Origin of the sequence: Glycomyces sp. TRM65418, assembly GCF_019710475.1 — a bacterium.
In the GTDB taxonomy this organism is placed as follows: Bacteria; Actinomycetota; Actinomycetes; order Mycobacteriales; family Micromonosporaceae; genus Glycomyces.
Window position 1 is genome coordinate 713,467 of record NZ_JAJFAX010000001.1, and the last position, 18,303, is coordinate 731,769.

Annotated in this window: 17 protein-coding genes; 7 read left to right on the forward strand and 10 right to left on the reverse strand. The window is 72.1% G+C overall.

Annotation, left to right across the window (positions count from 1 at the left end; all coding sequences use genetic code 11):
* Positions 1-6: 6 nt before the first annotated feature.
* Positions 7-693 (reverse strand): 1-acyl-sn-glycerol-3-phosphate acyltransferase, encoded by a 687-nt coding sequence (locus K3N28_RS03305; protein ID WP_228091045.1) that lies wholly within the window; start codon positions 691-693, stop codon positions 7-9.
* A 221-nt stretch (positions 694-914) separates the two neighbouring features.
* Here K3N28_RS03305 and K3N28_RS03310 point away from each other — a divergent pair, with 221 nt between their 5' ends.
* Complete coding sequence (locus tag K3N28_RS03310; protein WP_228091046.1) at positions 915-1,757, forward strand: carboxylesterase; 843 nt, start codon at positions 915-917, stop codon at positions 1,755-1,757.
* Positions 1,750-2,247, forward strand: coding sequence for a DUF308 domain-containing protein (locus K3N28_RS03315; RefSeq protein WP_228091047.1), 498 nt, complete (start codon positions 1,750-1,752; stop codon positions 2,245-2,247). Before K3N28_RS03310 ends, K3N28_RS03315 begins: the two co-directional genes overlap by 8 nt.
* Positions 2,248-2,465: 218 nt before the next feature.
* On the opposite strand, the gene K3N28_RS03320 is transcribed toward K3N28_RS03315, so the two are convergent.
* Together K3N28_RS03320 and K3N28_RS03325 are read right to left on the reverse strand one after the other, a co-directional pair.
* A complete protein-coding gene (locus K3N28_RS03320) occupies positions 2,466-3,095 on the reverse strand; it encodes a hypothetical protein (RefSeq protein ID WP_228091048.1) in 630 nt (209 codons plus the stop codon).
* Complete coding sequence (locus K3N28_RS03325; protein ID WP_228091049.1) at positions 3,092-4,447, reverse strand: NAD(P)/FAD-dependent oxidoreductase; 1,356 nt, start codon at positions 4,445-4,447, stop codon at positions 3,092-3,094. Before K3N28_RS03325 ends, K3N28_RS03320 begins: the two co-directional genes overlap by 4 nt.
* Positions 4,448-4,595: 148 nt before the next feature.
* Here K3N28_RS03325 and K3N28_RS03330 point away from each other — a divergent pair, with 148 nt between their 5' ends.
* Both K3N28_RS03330 and K3N28_RS03335 read left to right on the forward strand, forming a co-directional pair.
* On the forward strand, positions 4,596-5,717 hold the full coding sequence (locus tag K3N28_RS03330) for a cytochrome P450 (protein ID WP_228091050.1): 1,122 nt from the start codon (positions 4,596-4,598) through the stop codon (positions 5,715-5,717).
* Between the two features lie 81 nt (positions 5,718-5,798).
* Positions 5,799-6,332, forward strand: coding sequence for an NUDIX domain-containing protein (locus tag K3N28_RS03335; protein ID WP_228091051.1), 534 nt, complete (start codon positions 5,799-5,801; stop codon positions 6,330-6,332).
* Positions 6,333-6,563: 231 nt separating this feature from the next.
* On the opposite strand, the gene K3N28_RS03340 is transcribed toward K3N28_RS03335, so the two are convergent.
* From K3N28_RS03340 to bioA, 6 genes are all read right to left on the reverse strand, one after another.
* On the reverse strand, positions 6,564-6,881 hold the full coding sequence (locus K3N28_RS03340; RefSeq protein WP_228091052.1) for a hypothetical protein: 318 nt from the start codon (positions 6,879-6,881) through the stop codon (positions 6,564-6,566).
* Complete coding sequence (locus tag K3N28_RS03345; RefSeq protein ID WP_228091053.1) at positions 6,868-7,263, reverse strand: hypothetical protein; 396 nt, start codon at positions 7,261-7,263, stop codon at positions 6,868-6,870. Before K3N28_RS03345 ends, K3N28_RS03340 begins: the two co-directional genes overlap by 14 nt.
* Positions 7,260-8,489, reverse strand: coding sequence for an NRAMP family divalent metal transporter (locus K3N28_RS03350; protein ID WP_228091054.1), 1,230 nt, complete (start codon positions 8,487-8,489; stop codon positions 7,260-7,262). The genes K3N28_RS03345 and K3N28_RS03350 overlap by 4 nt, the downstream gene beginning before the upstream one ends.
* A 167-nt stretch (positions 8,490-8,656) precedes the next feature.
* Positions 8,657-9,322, reverse strand: a complete 666-nt coding sequence (bioD, locus tag K3N28_RS03355) for a dethiobiotin synthase (protein ID WP_228091055.1) — start codon at positions 9,320-9,322, stop codon at positions 8,657-8,659.
* 301 nt (positions 9,323-9,623) lie between these two features.
* Complete coding sequence (locus K3N28_RS03360) at positions 9,624-10,715, reverse strand: aminotransferase class I/II-fold pyridoxal phosphate-dependent enzyme (protein ID WP_374209687.1); 1,092 nt, start codon at positions 10,713-10,715, stop codon at positions 9,624-9,626.
* Between the two features lie 386 nt (positions 10,716-11,101).
* A complete protein-coding gene (gene bioA / locus K3N28_RS03365) occupies positions 11,102-12,523 on the reverse strand; it encodes an adenosylmethionine--8-amino-7-oxononanoate transaminase (protein WP_228091057.1) in 1,422 nt (473 codons plus the stop codon).
* 456 nt (positions 12,524-12,979) lie between these two features.
* Between bioA and K3N28_RS03370 the strand changes: the two genes are divergently transcribed.
* The 3 genes from K3N28_RS03370 to K3N28_RS03380 all read left to right on the forward strand — a co-directional run bounded on the left by K3N28_RS03370 (position 12,980) and on the right by K3N28_RS03380 (position 17,057).
* Positions 12,980-14,278, forward strand: a complete 1,299-nt coding sequence (locus K3N28_RS03370; RefSeq protein WP_228091058.1) for an MFS transporter — start codon at positions 12,980-12,982, stop codon at positions 14,276-14,278.
* Between the two features lie 169 nt (positions 14,279-14,447).
* Positions 14,448-15,692 (forward strand): TIGR00300 family protein, encoded by a 1,245-nt coding sequence (locus K3N28_RS03375; RefSeq protein WP_228091059.1) that lies wholly within the window; start codon positions 14,448-14,450, stop codon positions 15,690-15,692.
* A gap of 237 nt (positions 15,693-15,929) precedes the next feature.
* A complete protein-coding gene (locus tag K3N28_RS03380; RefSeq protein ID WP_228091060.1) occupies positions 15,930-17,057 on the forward strand; it encodes a hypothetical protein in 1,128 nt (375 codons plus the stop codon).
* A 75-nt stretch (positions 17,058-17,132) separates the two neighbouring features.
* On the opposite strand, the gene K3N28_RS03385 is transcribed toward K3N28_RS03380, so the two are convergent.
* Positions 17,133-18,092, reverse strand: coding sequence for an ROK family glucokinase (locus K3N28_RS03385; RefSeq protein ID WP_228091061.1), 960 nt, complete (start codon positions 18,090-18,092; stop codon positions 17,133-17,135).
* Positions 18,093-18,303: the final 211 nt, after the last annotated feature.

The following is an 18,303-nucleotide window of genomic DNA, read 5'->3' on the forward strand; positions in this document are numbered from 1 at the left end:
TGCCCGCTACTCCCCCTTCTCTCGTTCCTGTTCTTTGACCTTGGCGGCGTACTCGTCCACGTAGTCCTGCCCGGACAGGGCCCGCAGGGCGTCCATGACCTCGTCGGTGACGGCCCGTTCGATGAAGCGGTCGCCCACGAGCTCGCGGTAGCGGTTGAAGTCGAGCGGGGGCCCGAACTTGATCCGGATGCGGCCGAAGCGGGGGATGCGCTTCCCGATCGGTTGCAGTTCACCGGTGTTGAGCATGGCGACGGGGACGACCACGGACCCGGTCTGGAGGGCGAGGCGGGCGACGCCGGTCTTGCCGCGGTAGAGGCGCCCGTCGGGTGAGCGGGTGCCTTCGGGGTAGATGCCGAAGAGGCGGCCCTCGGACAGGACCCGTTTGCCGGTGTCGAGGGAGGCGTTGGCGGCTTCGCCGCCGGCCCGGTCGACGGGGATGGCGCCGACGGCGCTCACGAAGCTGCGCACGAACCAGCCTTTGAAGCCGGTGCCGGTGAAGTACTCCTCCTTGGCGATGAAGGTGACGCGGCGCTTGACGACCAAGGGCAGGAAGAAGGAGTCGATGACGGCGAGGTGGTTGGAGGCCAGGATCGCGGGCCCTTTCTCGGGCACGTACTCGAGCCCTTCGACCTGCGGGCGCCACACGGCCCACAGCAGGGCGCCCAGTGTCGCCTTCAATACCCAGTAGATCACGCGCTCAAGCGTATCGGTACCGGTCAATCCCCAGCGCGGCGAACACTTCCGAGGGCCGTATCGGGGCGCGAAGCGCCGCCCGCGCGGTGGCGGGCGTCGGCGGCCCCGTGCGAGAATGGGCGGGCGGCGCGAAACGGGGCCGACCGGCCCCGGCGAAGCTTGCGAGCCATGAGGCTGGTCTGGCGAAACGCGCTTCATCAGTCGGCGATCCGGGAGGCGACGTGACGATCGATTCCGAGGAGTTCGCGTTCGACCTCGGCCCTGAGGCCAAGGCGACGATGCTGCTCTGCCACGGGTTCACCTCGGATCCGGCGAGCGTGCTGCCGTGGGGCGAGCACCTGCGGGACGCGGGCTTCAACGTGATCGCGCCGCTGCTCCCCGGGCACGGCGACACGTGGCAGGTGCTGGCGAAGGCGACGTGGCAGCAGTGGTACGCCCGGCTCGAAGAGGCCTTGGGCGAGGCGCTGGCGCTGGGTCGGCCGGTGTTCGCGGGCGGCCTGTCGATGGGCGGCTCGCTGGCGCTGCGGCTGGCGGAGCTGCGCGGAGCGGACCTGGCCGGGCTGGTGCTGGTGAATCCGGCGATCTTCGACGAGAAGCCGCACGGGTTCTTGGCGCCGGTCCTGCGGTACGTCATGCCGAGTGTGCCCGCGATCGGCTCGGACCTGAACAAGCCCGATGTGCGGGAGCGGACCACCGCGCGCACCCCGGTGGCCGCGTACGCGTCGCTGCGGAAGCTGTGGAAGGTGACGCGGCCGGAGCTGGCGCGGGTCACGGTGCCGCTGCGGATCTTCACGAGCGCCCAGGACCATGTGGTGCACCCGCGCAACAGCGCGGTCATCCGGGCGGGCGTGCGGTCCAAGGACGTCGAGTCGACGGTGCTGCCGCGCAGCTTCCATGTGGCGACGCTCGACTACGACGCCGAGACGATCTTCACCGGGAGTGTCGAGTTCATGAACCGGCAGCTGGCAAAGGCGCGGAGCGGCCCTGAGGCGCCCGCCTCGAGCGCGCCTGAGGCACAGGTGGGCGGCGCGCCTGAGGCTCCCACGCGGGGGCGCAATGACTGAGCGCGGGGACGAGCCCGAAAGCAGCGAGCAGGAGAACGGCCGCGAAGGCGGCGAGCTGCGTCCGGAGGACGTGGACCGGCGGTTCAACGAGCTCATCAAGGGCCTGGGCGACGAGCCCGGACTGACGGCGGGCCCGGGCACTGAGGATTTCTCCGCCGAGCCCGTGTCGAAGACGCCCCAGGTCACGCCGTCGCCCTCCGATGAGGAGCCGACGCTGCTGGAGCTGTGGGACGCGGAGCTGCCGGATGACGACGAGGACGACTACGTGCCGCCGGAACCCCCGCCGATGCCGTGGCCGAGCCTGCCGGCGGTCGGCGGGGTGCTCATGATCGTGGGCGGCCTGGCGCTGCTGGTGAACCCCGGCATGGCTCCGTTGGGGACGAATCCGGGCCGACTGGTCGGGTTCGTGGCGTTCCTGATCGGCGTGTGGCTGCTCATCAGCCGCCTGCGCCCGGACAAGGACGACACCGACGACGGCGCGGTGGTCTGACCCGAACGGGTGAAATCGCCGCGGCGGATCCGCCGAGCCGGCTTCGGGTCGCCGCCGCGGCCTCGACGGCCGCGCACGCTCGCGGAGCCGTCGATGTGCGGCGTGCGCCCGGCGTCGCTCGGGACGGGGCCGGTCGCCTCGTGTTCAGCGAGCGGCCGTCGGCTCGCATCGCCGTTCCACCGCTCAGTGCGCTCGCGTCCAGCGAGCGCCCGAAGCGGTCACTTCTTGCCGTCGAGCCAGGACAGGACGGCGTCCAGGATGCCCTCGGCCGCGGCGCCCTTGAACACCTCGTCGGGCGAGCCCGCGAACGTCAGCGGCGCGGTCCCGTACGCCTCCGTGACCGCCTGGGCCTCCTTCGACTGCGCCTCGGACTCGCTCACCACCAGCAGGATCGGCGGGCCGCCCACGGGCTTCGGCGGCTGCTTCGGGAACCGCTGCGGCGAGACGAGCACCAGCCCAGCGGCCGGATAGCGGCCCGCGGCCAGCGCCGCCCACGCCGCGCCCTCGCGGTGTCCGATGAGGACCGCCTGGCGCGGCACGGTGACCGCCGCCTGCACCACGTCGTGGGTGAAGGCCTCGACGCCGCCCTCGGCGGCGGGGGTGCCCCCTTGGCCGCGGACGCTCACGGCCGCGGCGTATCGCCCGGAGGTGGCGATCCGCTTGAGCCACAAGGCGTTGAACGCGGCGGCCCCGGCCGGGTCGTCGGTGCAGCAGAGCACCGGGCTGGCCTCGGGGTCGTCCTTGATGTCGATGTCGAAGAGGTCGGCGGGCTCGAAGACGGCGATCTCGCGCCGGACCGGGGCCGGCTCGGGGGTGCGGGCGCGCCGGACCCAGGCGGTGAGGCTCATTTGGCGGGCTCCTGTTCGAGGATGTCGATGATGCGGCCCAGGCTGGCCAGGTACTCCTCGGCGTCCACGGCGAGCCGGTGGCGCGGCGAGGCGCCGCCCGACTCGACCTCGTACTGGTCCGACTCCGCGACGACCTGCCGGCGGAAGTTCGCGGCGCGCTCGGGGTCGCCCTTGCGCACGTGCAGCCAGTGGGCGATGGCGTGGGTCTGCCAGTGGACGATCGGCAGGACCCCGACGCCGGGTTCGACGAGCCCGGCCACGGCGAGCGTCTCCGCCCGCGGGGAGAACATGCGCGCGTACAGCTTCGGGTAGGGCGAGTCGCCTTCGACGCCGAGCAGCTTCGGCTTGACGAGGGTGATCTTCGGGGCGTAGCCGGTGGCGAGGACGACCAGGTCGGGGCGCATCTCGGTGCCGTCGGCGAAGGTGACGTCGAAGCCGTCGAAGCGGGCGATGTCGCCGCGGCGGCGGATGGAGCCGTCGCCGACGTGTTCGAGGTAGCGGCCGTTGCGGACGGGCTCCTCGCCGGCGGAGCCGGGACCGGGCGCCTCGATGCCCATGCGGGCGGCGAGCCGTCCGGGTCCCTTGAGGAGCCGGTCGGTCAGGAAGCGGCGCAGGAACTTCGGACGGCCGCCGATGCGGGCGAGCGCGAAGTCGGTGGGCTCGCCTCCGAGGTACTTGGGCAGATGCGGGGTGTCGCGGCGGACGGAGTGGACGCAGCCGGCCGCGTTGACGGCGGCCTCGCAGGCGATGTCGACGCCGGAGTTGCCGCCGCCGACGACGAGGACCTGCTTGCCGCGCAGCCGCGACGCGTCCTTGAGCTGCGAGGAGTGGAGGACGGTGCCGCGGAAGTCCTCCTGCCCGGGGTAGGCGGGCAGGTTGGGCGCCCAGTGGTGGCCGGTCGCGATGATGACCGCGCCGTAGCGCAGGCGGCGGGCGGCGCTGCCGGCGGCGGGCTTGACGACCACTTCGAAGCGGGAGCCCTCGACCGTGTCGATCTGGGAGATCTCCGAGCCGTACCAGATGTGCTCGGAGAGGCCGAAGTGCTTGGCGTAGGCCGTCAGGTACTCGAGCATCTGGGCCGCGGACGGGTAGTCGGGCCAGTCGTCCGGCATCGGGAAGTCCGGGATCTCCGTCTGGGACCGGGACGTGACCAGGTGGGTGTTGGGGTAGAGGGGGCTGTGCTGGTTCTGGGGGTTCCACAGGCCGCCGAGAACGGTGTCCCGTTCGTAGCAGTCCACTTCGAAGCCGTTCTCGCGGAGGTTCTTGACCGCGATGAGGCCGGACGCCCCGGCGCCGATCACGCAGACGGCCTCGCCGCGGTCGTAGGCGGCTTGGGAGGAGTACTCCTGCAAGGGACGGTCTCCTTCGATGGGCATGCATTCGTGTGCCGGACGGCGGCTCCCCGGGGTCCCGCCGGGGGGCGGGGCGCGGGGCACCGAAAGACTGAGAGCAGATTACCGTGAACGGGACTCGTACTTTCGGGGGAGGTAGGCTGCGCGCGTGCTCTTCGAGCTGTGGAAACATCCCCGACCCGACGCCGCGGTCTTCCGCCGCGACGGGCAGGTGGTGGTGGCCTCGCACCGGCTCGCCAAACAGGTGCTGACCGACCGCGAGCGGTTCTCGGCCGCGAACGCGCTCGACGCGGTCACCCCGATCCCGGCGGCGTCGCTGCGGGAGCTGACGCGGCACCGGTTCCGTCTCCCTGCGACGTTGGCGAACAACGACACCGAGACGCACGAGCACATCCGGGCGAGTTTCGGGGCGGTCTTCGCGCCCGCGAACGTGGAGGCGCTGCGGCCGTGGCTGCACGGTCTCGCCCGCCGCACCGCGGCCGGGGTCGCGTGGCGGCTCCGCACCGGGGCGACGGTGGACCTGGACGCGGCGGTGTCCTCGGAGATCCCGCTGGCGGCGCTGGCGCGGCTGCTGGGACTGGAGGTCGAGGCGACCGGAGCGGTCAAGCGGTTCAGCCGTGCGGCGCTGGAACTCTTCTGGGGCGACCCGACCGCGGAACGCCAGCGCGAGCTCGCCGCGGTGGTGGGGCCGTTCCATGCGCTGCTGCGCGGCTGGACGGCCGAGTCGTCGGGGGCGACGCGGGCGCTGCTGGACGCGTACGGCGAGGACGCCGCGACGGCGGCGCTGTTCTTCCTCCTCGTCGCCGGCCAGGAGACGACCTCGCAGTTCCTGACGCTGCTGCTGCATCGGCTGATCGAGGAGCCGGACCTGCTCGATGCGGACCCGGCCGCGGTGGTCGAGGAGGGGCTGCGGCTCCTGCCGCCGATCACGTCGTGGCGGCGGGTCGTGAAGCGGGACACCGACATCGGGGGCGTGCCGGTCCGGGCGGGCGAGTCGGTCCTGGTCTGGTTGGCGGCGGCCGGTGTGGACGAAGGCGTGGCCGAGTGCCCGGCGGCGATGGCGCCCGGCCAGCGGGGATCGCGACGGCACTTGGCGTTCGGCGCGGGAGCCCACCGCTGCCTGGGGAGTCAGCTCTCCAGAATGGAGGCCGAGGTGGTGGTCGCCGAGCTGGCGCCGCTCCTCCCCCGGTGCGCGGTGGTCGCGGCTCCGGTGAGCGAGCCGAACCTGTCCTTCCGGATGCCGAGCCCGCTGCTGGTCCGCCGCCGCTGAGCCGGATGCCGGTCCTGGCCGACCGCCGCTGCGGACGTAAATCGCCTTGTGGCGCAATCGCAGTGGTGGGAGGCTACCGGGATGCGCGAATTCCAGGACTTCCGCCAGCGTGCCGCCGCCTACGTCATGCGACGAGCCCCCGAACGAGCCGGGATCGAGGTCCTGGTGATCCTGCATCGCGACGCCCCGGAAGCGGGCGTGCAGGTGCCGGGCGGCGGGGCGCACGCGCACGAGACGATCGGCGAGGCGGCGATCCGCGAGGCCCGGGAGGAGACCGGCGTCCGGGGCCTCGTGTTCGGGGAGGCGTTGGGCAACATGCTTCTGCGCGCCCCCGTGTACGAACACGGCCACCAGGTGACGACCTACTGCTGGCTGCGCTCGGACGACGCGCGGGACGCCTGGGACCACACGGTGGTCAGCACCGACGAGGACGACGGCGAGCGGATGCGCTGCGAGTTCCGCCCGGTCGGAGCGGCGGGCATCGACTTCGAGATGGACCGCTTCCTGCCGCAGGCCGCCGCCCGCTTCGCCGCCGCGTTCCCGGTCGAGGCCTTGGCGGAGGGCGCTGCGGAGGCGGTGCGAGCGCCGGGGGTAGCGGCGCCCGCACCGCATTGAATCGGCGCCTGTCGGCCGGTTCGCTGACAAGGTAGCCCGAGCCGTCCACAGAGGGCCGCCGCTCTCGGTGCGGTCGCGGACCGGCACGCTGCGGGAATCGCGGTGCCGGTCAGCGCCGCGATGAGCGAGGTGGGCGACGCGGGGGAAGCCGAGGCGTCCGAGGGGGCGCGGTCTCGGTCGCCGGCACGCGGAGGAAACCGGCCTCAGGCCCTCGTGAACCGTTCGGCGGGCTCACTCCCTGAGGGAGCGCAGCGGCGGGAGATCGTCCCAGTCGCGACGCAGGCGGACGGCGCGGTCGTCGATCTCGAAGTCGCCCCAGGGGACGTACCGGGTGTGGCGGTGGAGCATCTCGATGATCCGGCGCATCAGCGCCGGGCCCTCTTCCTCGCGGTGCTCGTAGCCGAACATCCGCCAGTGGTGGCGCCCGATCACCAGGCCGTCGACCACGAGATCGCCGTCGTCGCCGCCGGCGCGCAGGTCGATGACGTAACTGCAGCGCGTGCCGTCGGTGTCGAGGACGGGTGCGCCGATGAGTTCACTCGCTCGCATGGTCCGCCCCCGGGATTCTGCCGATGATCTTGCGCTTGAGGCGCTCCTCGGACGGGCTCGCGGCCGCCGCCGCGGCCGCCGCGGTGATCGAGACGACCGTGTCGACCTTGGTGATCGCCTCGATCGGAATGCGCCGCGGGTCGTCGGGACCGCCGGTGAGCCTCGCCGAGGCGCGGATGAGTGTGAGCGCCCATCGCGGGAGCCGCGGTTCGAGGGCGACGGTGCCGGTCAGGAGCGCGACGACCTCCGTCCGGCCGTCGTCGCGGCTTCGGAGCTCGAGGTCGTCGACGCGGCCGAGCGGCACGCCCTCCGGGTCGACGATCTCGCGGTCGATGATGTCCGTGAGCAGGTCGACGATCTCGCGTCCTTGCCAGGTGCTCATGCGCCCATCCTCGTCAGGATCATCAGCGGGATCGCCGCGATCGCGGCGATGAAGACCACGGCCAGCACTGCGAGGCCGAGGCCGTTGCTCAGGCGGCCGTTGACGTGCTCGCCGACGTAGTCGGGGTCGTTGGCGGCGATGAGCACCGGGAGGTAGGTGAGCGGCAGCGCGACCGCGGAGAACACGAGCGAGACCTCGGTGACCATGATGGGGTCGATGCCGGTCTGGACGATGAGGACGCCCACGAGCAGGCACAGCGCCACGGTGGCGTGGAAGCGGGCGCCGCGCGCGGGGGCGACGCGTTTGCCCCAGGGCCAGCCGAAGTACTGCGCGAGCGCGTAGCCGCAGGACAGGCCGCATTCGAGGGCGGCGCCGACCGTGGCGGCGAAGAAGCCGAAGAGGGCCACCGCCAGACCCGCGGTGCCGAATGCGAGCGCCGCCGGCTCGACGACCTGGTCGAGGGTCTTGACGTCGACGCCGCGTGGGAGCAGCACGACGGCGGCCGCCGCGGCGATGGCGATCGAGAGCAGGCCGCCGAGCGGGAAGCCGAGGAAGACGTTGATGCGCTGGGTCGACATGTCGGAGGGCTTCCAGCCCTCCTCGACGCCGCCGGAGCTGAAGAAGAACACCTCGTACGGGGTCATGGCGGCCGCGAAGAGGACGACCGCGTAGAACAGGTAGGTCGGGACCGCCTCGCCCGGGGGCGGGGAGAGGCTCACGGCCTGGCGGCCGAGGTCGCCCCAGTCGGGATCGAGCCACCACAGCGCGACGGCGAACACGGCGATGGTGAGGCCCGCGAGGCCGAAGGCCCGCTCCATGCTGTCGAACTTGACGCGCCAGACGATCAGCCACAGGGCGATGCCGATGGGCGCCACGTAGACGACGTGCGGAATGGTGGTCGCGATCTGGATGACGAGCGCGATGCCGCCGATCTGGGCGGTGAGGGTCAGGAGCGTGACGGCGAACGAGGCGATGAGGTTGACCAGCGCCGCGCCGGGACCGACCTTGTCGCGGATGAGGCTGTAGACGGGCGACCCGGAGACGGCGACGACGCGTCCGGACATCTCGGCGAAGACGCAGATGCCGATCACCCCGACGACCACCGCCCACACGAGCGCCAGGCCGTACCGTGCGCCCACAGTCGCGTTCGAGACGATGTCGCCGATGTCGACGAAGCCCCCGATCGCGCTGAAGACGCCGAGAGTGAAGATCAGCAGCTTCCGCACCCGGAAAACGGTACCCGACGGACGTGACCGTCAAACTAGGGCAATCGGCACTGTTCTTTCAGTGGCGAGAAGGACTGGCAATCGCTTTCAGACCTCGCCCGGGGGCCGGGAGAGGCAGGGGCGGTCGAGGCCGGGCCTGCTGATACGCCGCTCGCCGCGGACGGGATTCAGGCGCGCGGGCTCCCCGGTTCGCCGAAGTCGAACCACTCGGAGGCGCTGAGGCGGAAGACCTCGGGTGCGAGGTCCGCGGCCCGGTCGGGGATCCAGCCGAGACGCTCGCCGGGGAGGTCCCGCATGTTCTCGAACTCGGCCAGGCCGGGCTCGGCCGGCCATGCGCCGACCAGGACCGCGGCATCGATGCCGCGTCGCGAGAGGGCTTCGAGTGTCAGGGCGGTGTGGTTCAGGGTGCCGAGTGCGGCGCGGGCGACCACGACCGCCGGGGCGCCGAGTTCCACGGCGAGGTCGCGGGCGGTCCAGCCGCCCTCGCCGAGCTGGACGAGGAGGCCGCCGGCGCCTTCCAGGAGGACGACTTCGGCCTTGGCGGCGAGGACGGTGTCGGCGACGTCGTGGAGCTTGAGCAGCGGCAGACCGCTGCGGCGAGCGGCGGTGTAGGGCGCCAAGGGATCGGGGTAGGAGGCGAGGGCGCGGGCGGGCGCGCCGGAGAGGCGGGTGACCTCGGCTGCGTCGTCGTCGTCGCCGGTCTGGGCGATCTTGATGACCTCGACGCTGCGACCCAGGCGCTGGAGGGCGGCCGCGAGTGCGGCGGTGGCGACGGTCTTGCCGACCCCGGTGTCCGTGCCGGTGACGAGGACCGGGCCTTCGAAGGTGATCACGGGTTCAACCTAATCGCAGCAGCGGTCGCGAAGGGCGGCCGGGGCGGTGCGCGGGGCGCCCGAATCCGGGCCCGCCATCCCACCATCTCGGTTCGGCCGCGCTAGCGCCTCCTCGGCCGCATCGGGCGCTGCTTCGGCCTCATCCCCTCGACTCGCCCGCGCTCCATCGTGCGCCGATACGTTCGGTCGCGCCGGACCGCCGCCGGTACGCGGCCGTGCCGCCTCCTCATCGCCGACGCCCGTCCGTGTCACTCCCGCTCGGCCGTGTCGCCGCCTCCCTCGCGCTCAGAGCCGGCCGGAGTCATCTCGAGTTCGGGTCCGGCCGGGTCGCCTCGATCACCGCCAGGGCCTTCGTGAAGTCGGCTTCGGGCACGCCCGTGTTCACCGTGACCCGCAGGCGCGACCGATGGTCCGGTGTGGACGGCGGACGGAAGCACCCGACCGCTACGCCTTTCGCCGCGCAGCGTTCGGCCCATGCCGCGGCCGCGCGGGCGTCGCCCGCGGCGGGCGACAGCACTCCCGCGGCTGGAACGGGCGCGCCCAGCGCGCTCGCCGCCAGCGCGGCCCGACGGGCCAGTTCGCCGCGGGCGCCGTCGGCCCCGCGCGCGAGCGCGAGCGCCGCACCGGCGCCCGCGATGACCGCGGGCGGCGGCGCGGTGTCGTAGACGAAGGTGCGGCCGGTGTCGTGCAGATGGCGGCGCAGGGCCGCGGGCCCGGCGACGATCCCGCCCGCCGCGCCGAGCGCCTTGGAGAGCGTGGCGGTGACGATGACTCCGGGATCGCCCGCGAGCCCGGCCGCCGCGACACCCCCGGAACCGTGCGGGCCGACCGTGCCGATCGCGTGGGCCTCGTCGACCAGGAGCAGCGCGCCATGGGCGCTCGTGAGGGCGTGCAGTTCGCGCAGCGGGGCCGCGTCGCCGAGGACCGAGTAGACGGACTCGACGGCGACGATCGAGGGCCGCAGCGCCTGCAGTTGGCGTTCGAGGTCGTCGAGGTCGTTGTGCGCGAACGTCTCCGAGCGGCCTCCGGCGAGCCGGGCGGCGTCGTGGAGTGAGGCGTGCGCGTGGGCGTCGAGCAGCACCGGCCCGGCCAGTGCGGCCACGGCGCCGAGGTTCGCGAGGTAGCCCGAGGAGTAGAGGACCGCCGTCTCGGTCCCGGTGTGGCGGGCGAACGCCGCCTCGAAGTCCTCGTGGAGATCGGTCGTGCCGCGGACGAGGCGGGAGCCGCCCGCGCCGAGTCCGTGTTCGGCGAGGGCGGCGGCGGCCGCGTCGAGGACCGCGGGGTGGCGGGAGAGCCCGAGATAGTCGTTCCCGGCCAGATCGATCGCGGCGGCGCGGACGCGGGCCGTGCGGGTGAGCCCGGCCTTCGCGCGGAGGTCGGCCTTGCGGGTCAGCCGGTTCCATACGGCCGTGGTGCCGCGGGGCGACGAAGCGCCGCGACCGCTCCGCGATGAGGCGCGGACCGCCGTTCCGGTCCTGTCGCGACGGTCGTGCTTCGTCGAGCCGTCAACACCGGAGTCGGCGGGTGCCGACCCGGCTTGCGCGGCGGCGGGCGCCGACCCGAGGCCCGTAACGACGTGCTCGGGGCTGGGCGGTGGGGCGGCGCGCTCGGGACCGGGGGCACTGCGGGACTGCGTCGCACCGGTTCTGCTCGCCGATCGGTCGTCCACGCCTTGCTCGGTCACGCCGGCGCCGTCCGCCGGGGTCGCGGCCTCGGCCCCCGAGTGGTCGTCCTGCATCGCGGTCGGGTCCGGGACCGGTGTCGTGCCCGGCCCTTCGCTCACGCGACGACCTCGTCGATCGCTTCGGCGAGGGCGTCCACGAGCAGGTCGGTCTCTTCGTCGCCGAGGGTCAGCGGCGGCATCACGACCACCGTGTCGCCCAGCGGCCGCAGCCACACGCCACGCTCGCGCGCGGCCTGGCAGACCGCGAAGCCCGTGCGCTCGACCGCAGGGGCGACTTCGACGCCGACCATGGTGCCGAGCCGCCGGATCTCCACCACGCCTCCCTTGGCGCCCAACGGTTCCAGGAGCTTCGCGAGCCGCTCGCCCAGCCGCGCCGCCTGGCCGATGACGTCCTGCTCCCCCATCACCCGCAGGTTCGCCAGCGCCGCCGCGCAGCACAGCGGGTTCGCGGTGTAGGTGTGCCCGTGGAAGAACGTGCGCGGCGCGCGGTCGCCCGGCCGGGCCAGGAAGGCCTCGTAGACGTGCTCGGCGGCGAGCACGGCCGACAGCGGCAGGTACCCGCCGGTGATGCCCTTGCCGCACGTGAGCAGGTCGGGGACGACGCCCGCGTGCTCGGCGGCCCACATCCTCCCGGTGCGGCCGAAGCCCGTGGCGACCTCGTCGAAGATGAGGAGCGCCCCATGGGCGTCGGCGAGTTCCCTCGCGGTGCGGAGGAATGCGGCGTCGTAGTCGAGCATGCCCGCCGCGCCCTGGATCATCGGCTCGACGATGATCGCGCACACCTGGTCGCCGTGGTCGTCCATGACCGACCGGAGCTCGGCGGCGGCCAGGGCGTTGCGGTCTTCGCCCAGCGAGCGGTCGCCGGGCGAGGCGACGCCGACGGTGTCGAGCAGCAGCGGCCGGTAGGCCCGGTGGAAGAGGTCGTGCCCGCCGACGGCGACCGCGCCGAGGGTGTCGCCGTGGTAGGCGTGGTTCAGGCGCACGAACTTGGGCCGGGAGCGGCCGGTCTGGGTCGAGTACTGGTACGCGATCTTGAGCGCGGCCTCGACGGCCGAGGAGCCGTCGCCGGCGTAGAAGACCTTCGTGAGTTCGGGCCCGTTCCCTTGAGGGGCCGAGTCGATGAGGGCTTCGGAGAGTTCGATGCCCGGGGTGTGGGTGGTGCCGAGGAACGTCGAGTGGTCGAGCTTCGCGAGTTGGGCGATGATCGCGGCGTCGACGTCGGGGTGGCCGTGCCCGAGCGTGGTGGTCCACAGTGAGGAGACGCCGTCGAGGTAGCGGCGGCCGTCGACGTCGAAGAGCCAAGGCCCCTCGGCCCGTTCGACGACCGTCGGGTCGTCGTCGGTCCAGGTGGCGTGCTGGGTGAACGGGTGCCACACGGCCGCCGCGTCCCGTGCGATCCAGGAGGCGCTGTCGCGGGGGGCGCCGTCGTGGGCGGCCGCAGCGGCGCCGTCGCTCGCGGCTCGGGAAGCGCTGCCGCGTGTGATCCGCGAGTGGTCGGCCTTCGTCGCTTCGGTCATCGCACCGCTCCTTAGATGGTTCCTACAAAGACTATTGGAGGATACCGTCAGGTCTCGGTGCCCCGACAAGGACGGCGGCCGGGTCCCCGAGCAGGCCCGGGCCTTGACACCACCGTTATCGAACCGAGGCCGCCGCCGCCCGCCGGGGACGGGCGGCGTAGTTTGGTCCGATCGAAGCGGACCCACCGCGTCCGTCCGGGTTTTTACACTTTGAACACAGTGGGACGCTTGACAACACCGTGCGTCACGGGCAGACTGGTGACACTTGCGGGCAATCGCGGAGGATTGTCACTTACCGCCCCTTAGGTATCGCAGCCTCGGCGCCGCGTACGCAAGTGCGGGACCTCCCGAGTCCGACGTCCGCGGCGACGCCCCCCGAGCCCGCGGCGAGGCCTGGGCCCGCGCCGGCCGGCGCCCACGGCGAACGCTCGCGGAGCCGAGAACGAGGAAGGCCCTGTGTCGAACCAGAAACCCTCTCCGGCCCCGGCCGGTCCTGCGGACGAGGCGTCGCGGGCCGACCGCAGGCCCCGCTTCTCCGAGGTCTTCGGGGACCGCGAGGCCGCCGGCTTCCTCGCCGCGTTCGGCCTCTCCAACGCGGGGGCGATGCTCAACCGGGTCGCGGTCACCGCGCTCGTCTGGAACGCCACGGGTTCTGAGGCGCTGGCCGCCGCCGCCTTCGCGATCAGCTTCGCGCCCTATCTGGGGCTCGCGCAGGTCCTCGGGGCCGTCGTCGACCGCTACGCCTACCGGACCGTCATGGTCGTGTGCGACCTGCTGCGGGCCGTCCTCATCGCGCTCCTGCTCATCCCGAACCTGCCCGTCCCGGTGATGATCGTGATCGTCTTCGCGGTCGCCTCGGTCCAGCCGGCCTACAACGCCGCCCGCACCGCGACCCTCGCGCAGATCCTCACCGGCGACCGGCTCGCGGTCGCCATCGCGATCACCTTCAGCACCTCGCAGGCCGCCCAGATCGTCGGCTACCTCGCCGGGGGCCTGCTCTCGGCCGTCGACCCGCACACGGCCCTGGCGGTCAACGCGGTCCTGTTCGCGGTCAGCGGCGTCGCGATCCTCGGCCTGGTCCGGTACCGGCCCACCGTGAACAAGCGCGAGGAACGCCGCCACGTCCTGTCCGAGACCGCCGACGGCCTGCGGCTCCTGCGCGACAACAAGGTGCTGCGCACCGTCTCGATCGGCATCTGGGGCCTGTTCGCGCTCACCGCCGTCCCCGAGGGCGTCGCGGTCCTGTGGTCGGCCCACCTCGGCTCGGGGGCCCGGACCCAGGGCCTGATCATGGCGGTGGACGCCGCGTTCGCGGTGGTCGCCACCTTGGTCTTCACCCGCTTCATACGGCCTTCCCTGCGCCACAGGCTCATCCGGCCGCTCGCGTTCCTGGCGCCGGTCTTCCTGACGGCCGCCCTGCTCGATCCGCCGCTGGCCGGGGTCCTCATCGTCGCCGCCGGCGCGGGCGTGTCCACGATGCTCATGGCCCCGATGAACGCGACCCTCGCGCAGTGCATCCCCGACGGCTGGCGCGGCCGCGTGGTGGCCGCCGCCAACTCGGGCCTCCAGCTGAGCCAGGGCCTGGCGATCGCCGGGATCGGCCTGGTCGTCCAGTTCGGCGTCCCGGTGCCCTACGTCGTCGGCGTCTGGGGCCTCATCGGTTTCGGCATCCAGTTCCTGGTCACCCGCAACTGGCCGACCGCCGAGGAGATCGAGGACGCCCGGACCGCGGCCGCGCCGCCCGTCGCGGCCTGAGGCCGAGGCGAGGTCTTCCCCGCCTCCCCAGGCGCCCGGCGAGGGGTCGGTCGGTCCGGACACCGGCCGTCGCGGGTTCGCCGACACCGCCTAGGCTCGACTCGGCGTCGCCGAGACCGCACACGGCTCGCGCGCGCCGCAGAGGCCGGGAAGCAACAGGAGCACCAACGTGGAACACGCAAAGACCGTCGAGCTGCGCGGACACCTCATCGATCAGGGCGTCTTCGCCCGCGTCATGGACGACGTCCTCGAATACTCGGGGGCCTACTCGATCGACCGCTTCGACGTGGGACGCCACCACACCGACGAGTCCTACGTCCAGCTCACCGTCTCCGCCGAGACGCCCGAGCTGCTCGAACGCATCGTCATGCGCCTGCAGACCCACGGCGCCAACCCGCTCGACCCCGGCGTCGCCACGCTCAAACCGGCCCCGCGCGACGGCGTCTTCCCCGAGGACTTCTACTCGACCACCAACTTCGACACCCAGATCCGCCTCAACGGCAGCTGGATGGACGTCGAGAACTCCGAAATGGACTGCGGCATCGTCGTGGCCGACGACCGCGCGAGCGCCTGGACCCTGCCGGTCTCCGACGTCAAGGAGGGCCAGCTGGTCGTCTGCGGCGGCGAAGGCGTCAAGGTCCTGCCGCTGCCCGAGCCCGAGCGCAAGAACCCCGAGTCGTCGAACTTCGAGTTCATGAGCGGCGGCGTCTCCTCCGAACGGCCCCAGGCGCTCCAGGTCCGCCAGATCGCCGAGCGGATGCGCGAGGTCAAGGCCCGCGGCGAGAAGATCCTGTGGGTCGGCGGCCCCGCCATCGTCCACACCGGAGCCGGGAAGGCCCTGGAGGCGCTCATCAACGAGGGCTACGCGGACGTCATCTTCGCCGGGAACGCCCTCGCCGCGCACGACATCGAGTCGAACCTCTTCGGCACCTCGCTCGGCGTGGACCTCGACAAGGGCCACGGCGTGCCGCACGGCCACGAGCACCACATCCGGGCCATCAACAAGATCCGCACGTGCGGTTCCATCGCCGAAGCGGTCGAACAGGGCGTCCTCAAGGGCGGCATCATGCACGCGATGGTCAAGAACAAGAAGGAGTTCGTGCTCGTCGGCTCCGTCCGCGACGACGGCCCGCTGCCCGACGTGTACACCGACGTCATCGAGGGCCAGCGCGCCATGCGCGCCGCGCTCCCGGGCGTGGGCTTCGCGATCATGGTCGCGACCATGCTGCACTCGATCGCCACCGGCAACATCCTGCCCGCGAGCGTCCCGCTGGTGAGCGTGGACATCAACCCGGCGACGGTGACCAAGCTGGCGGACCGGGGCTCGGCCCAGGCCATCGGCGTCATCACCGACATCGGCCTGTTCTGCGAGCAGCTGGCCGCGGAGCTGGTCGTCGGCTACAAGCGCGACTGAACGCGAACCGGCTCGCACCAGGGCGGTCGGCGCGAGCCGGCCGCCCTGTCGCGTGCCGGAGCGGCCGGGCTCCGGCAGAGGGGCCTCAGAGGGCCTGCACCGCTGAATTGATGTGAAATGTCCGGGGGTAGCGCTTTCCAAACCGGGGGCCGTCGGCTACGATCCTTTAAATCGATTCATTTCAATGTCTCGATTGAATCGTTTCACCGGCATCCACTCCCCGATAGGAGCCCGTCAATGTCCCCCACACTCAGGCGAGGGCCGCGCCTCCTCGTCGCGACCGCCGCCGCCTTCCTCATGGGAGCCGTCGGCGCCGTCGCCCTCCCCTTGACCGACCAGGCCGCCGTCGCCCAGGCCGCGTGCGGCGCCAACTCCCCCCACGCCACGGTCACCGGATCGAGCGGCAACTACGTCACCCGCGAAGGGAGCACCACCGTCTACTCCGGCGGCGACTACCGCGCCGCCGTCCAGGCCGGGGTCGACACCATCTCGAGCGGCCAGCGCGTCGCCGTCATGGCGTCGGGGTCCATCGGCGCCGGCACCATCACCATCCAGAGCGGCAAGACCTTCGAAGGCTGCGGGACCATCAACGTGAGCAGCCGCTCCGGACGCGGCGCGATCGAGGCGATCAACACCTCCAACGTCAACATCGCCTACCTGAAGATGACCGGCAACCCGTACTTCGGCCTGCGGTTCTCCGGCACCAGCGGCCTGAAGCTCGGCGACATCGACCTCACCCTCAGCGGCGGCATGGGCATCCGCTTCGACCGCGACGCGGCCTGGAACTCCGACGTCACCATGAACGACATCTACGTCTCGGGCGCGGGCAGCCACGCGGTCGAGGTGTGGAACATCGACGGCCTCGACATCACGAAGGTGACCGCTCGCAACGTCGGCGAGTCGGGCCTCTTGATCCAGCGCTCGCGCAACGTGTGGGTCGGCCTGGTCGACGGCGACAACGTCGGCGCGGGCACCGGCTACGCGACGCTGCGGTTCGCCAACAACAACGGGCAGCTGGCGAACGGCTCGTACAGCACCAACGTGTGGGTCGACAACGTCGTCTCACGCGGCGGCGGCCGCGGCGTCTTCTGCGTCTCGCAGTCCGGCGGCGCGGTGATCAAGAACGTGGACCTGGCGAACAACGGCAACAACGCGGTGCTGATCGAGAACTGCTACAACCTCTCGATCCGGGCCGGCACGGTCAACGGCGGCGGCGAGGTGCGCCTGGCCGCGCGCAGCGAGTTCCCGAACAACCGGGACATCTGGATCACGCTGCGGGTGGACAACACCTCGGTGAGGGAGTCGCCGTGCGGCGAGAACACCAACTGGACCCTGAGCGGCAACGGCTCGCGGAACATCTGCTGAGGCGGGCGTGAAGCGGGGCCGGGCGCCCTCTCGAACGCCTGCGGGCCGAAAGGGGGTGTCCGGCCTTGTTCGTCCCTAGGGGACGATCTCACGGTGGCGGGCGAGGTCGGCCGCGCCGATCACGCCGGCCTTGGAACCGAGTTCGGCGGCGCGGACCTCGGCCACCGGCACCTGGGCGCGGTTGCCCAGGGCCTTCAGGTAGTGCTTGCGGATCGGGTCGAGGAGCAGCTCGCCCGCGTCCACGACGCCGCCGGCGAAGAGGATGACCCCGGGGTCGATGAGGTTGACCATGTCCGCGGCGGAGTTGCCGAGGTAGAAGCCGATGGCGTCGAAGGCGGCCAGTGCGACCTCGTCGCCCTCGCGGGCGGCCTCGGTGACCTGGCGGCCGCTGATGGCCTCGGGGTCGCCTCCGGCGAGCTTGAGCAGGACGGTGGCCTGGGCGGGGTTCGCGGCGGCGCCGTCGCGGGCGGCGCGGGTGAGGGCCCGGCCGGAGGCGTACTGCTCGAGGCAGCCGGTGCGCCCGCAGCCGCAGACGCGGCCGTCGGGCAGGACGGAGCGGATGTGGCCGATCTCGGCGGCGACGCCGTGCGTGCCGCGCAGCAGGTTGTCCTTGACGACGATGCCGCCGCCGACGCCGGTGCCGATCGTGTAGAGCACGGAGGAGCGGTGGTTCTTGGCGGCGCCGAAGCGGTGCTCGCCCCAGATGGCGACGTTCGCGTCGTTCTCGACCACGACGGGGAGGTCGATGACGGCGGCGACCTTGTCGCGGAGGGGCTCGTTCTTCCAGGAGAGGTTGGGGGCCAGCATGACCGTGGACCGGTCCGAGGAGATCCAGCCGGCCGCGCCGATGCCGACGGCCTCGACCTCGTGGCCCGCGCGCAGCTCTTCGACGACCGCTTTGACCGCTTGGATGACGCCGGTGGTGTCGTCCGCGGGGGTGGGGCGTCGGGTCGTGGCGAGGACATTGCCGTTCTCGTCGACGAGTCCGCCGCCGACCTTGGTGCCCCCGATGTCGACTCCGATAGTCAGACTCACTGCTGTACCCTCCAGCGGTTCACGGATTGAGGCGTTGGCTGCCACGCGACGCTGCGGGCCACCGAGGACTTTACAGCGCGATGACCTGGAGATGAAATCGGCCGTTCCGTCCCCCTCGGCGAAGGTATCACCGACGGAAATCGGCCCGTGGCGCTCGCGTGACCGCCCGCGTCGGCATTCGCCACTCCGGCCTCTGCTCCGCTAAGCTGCC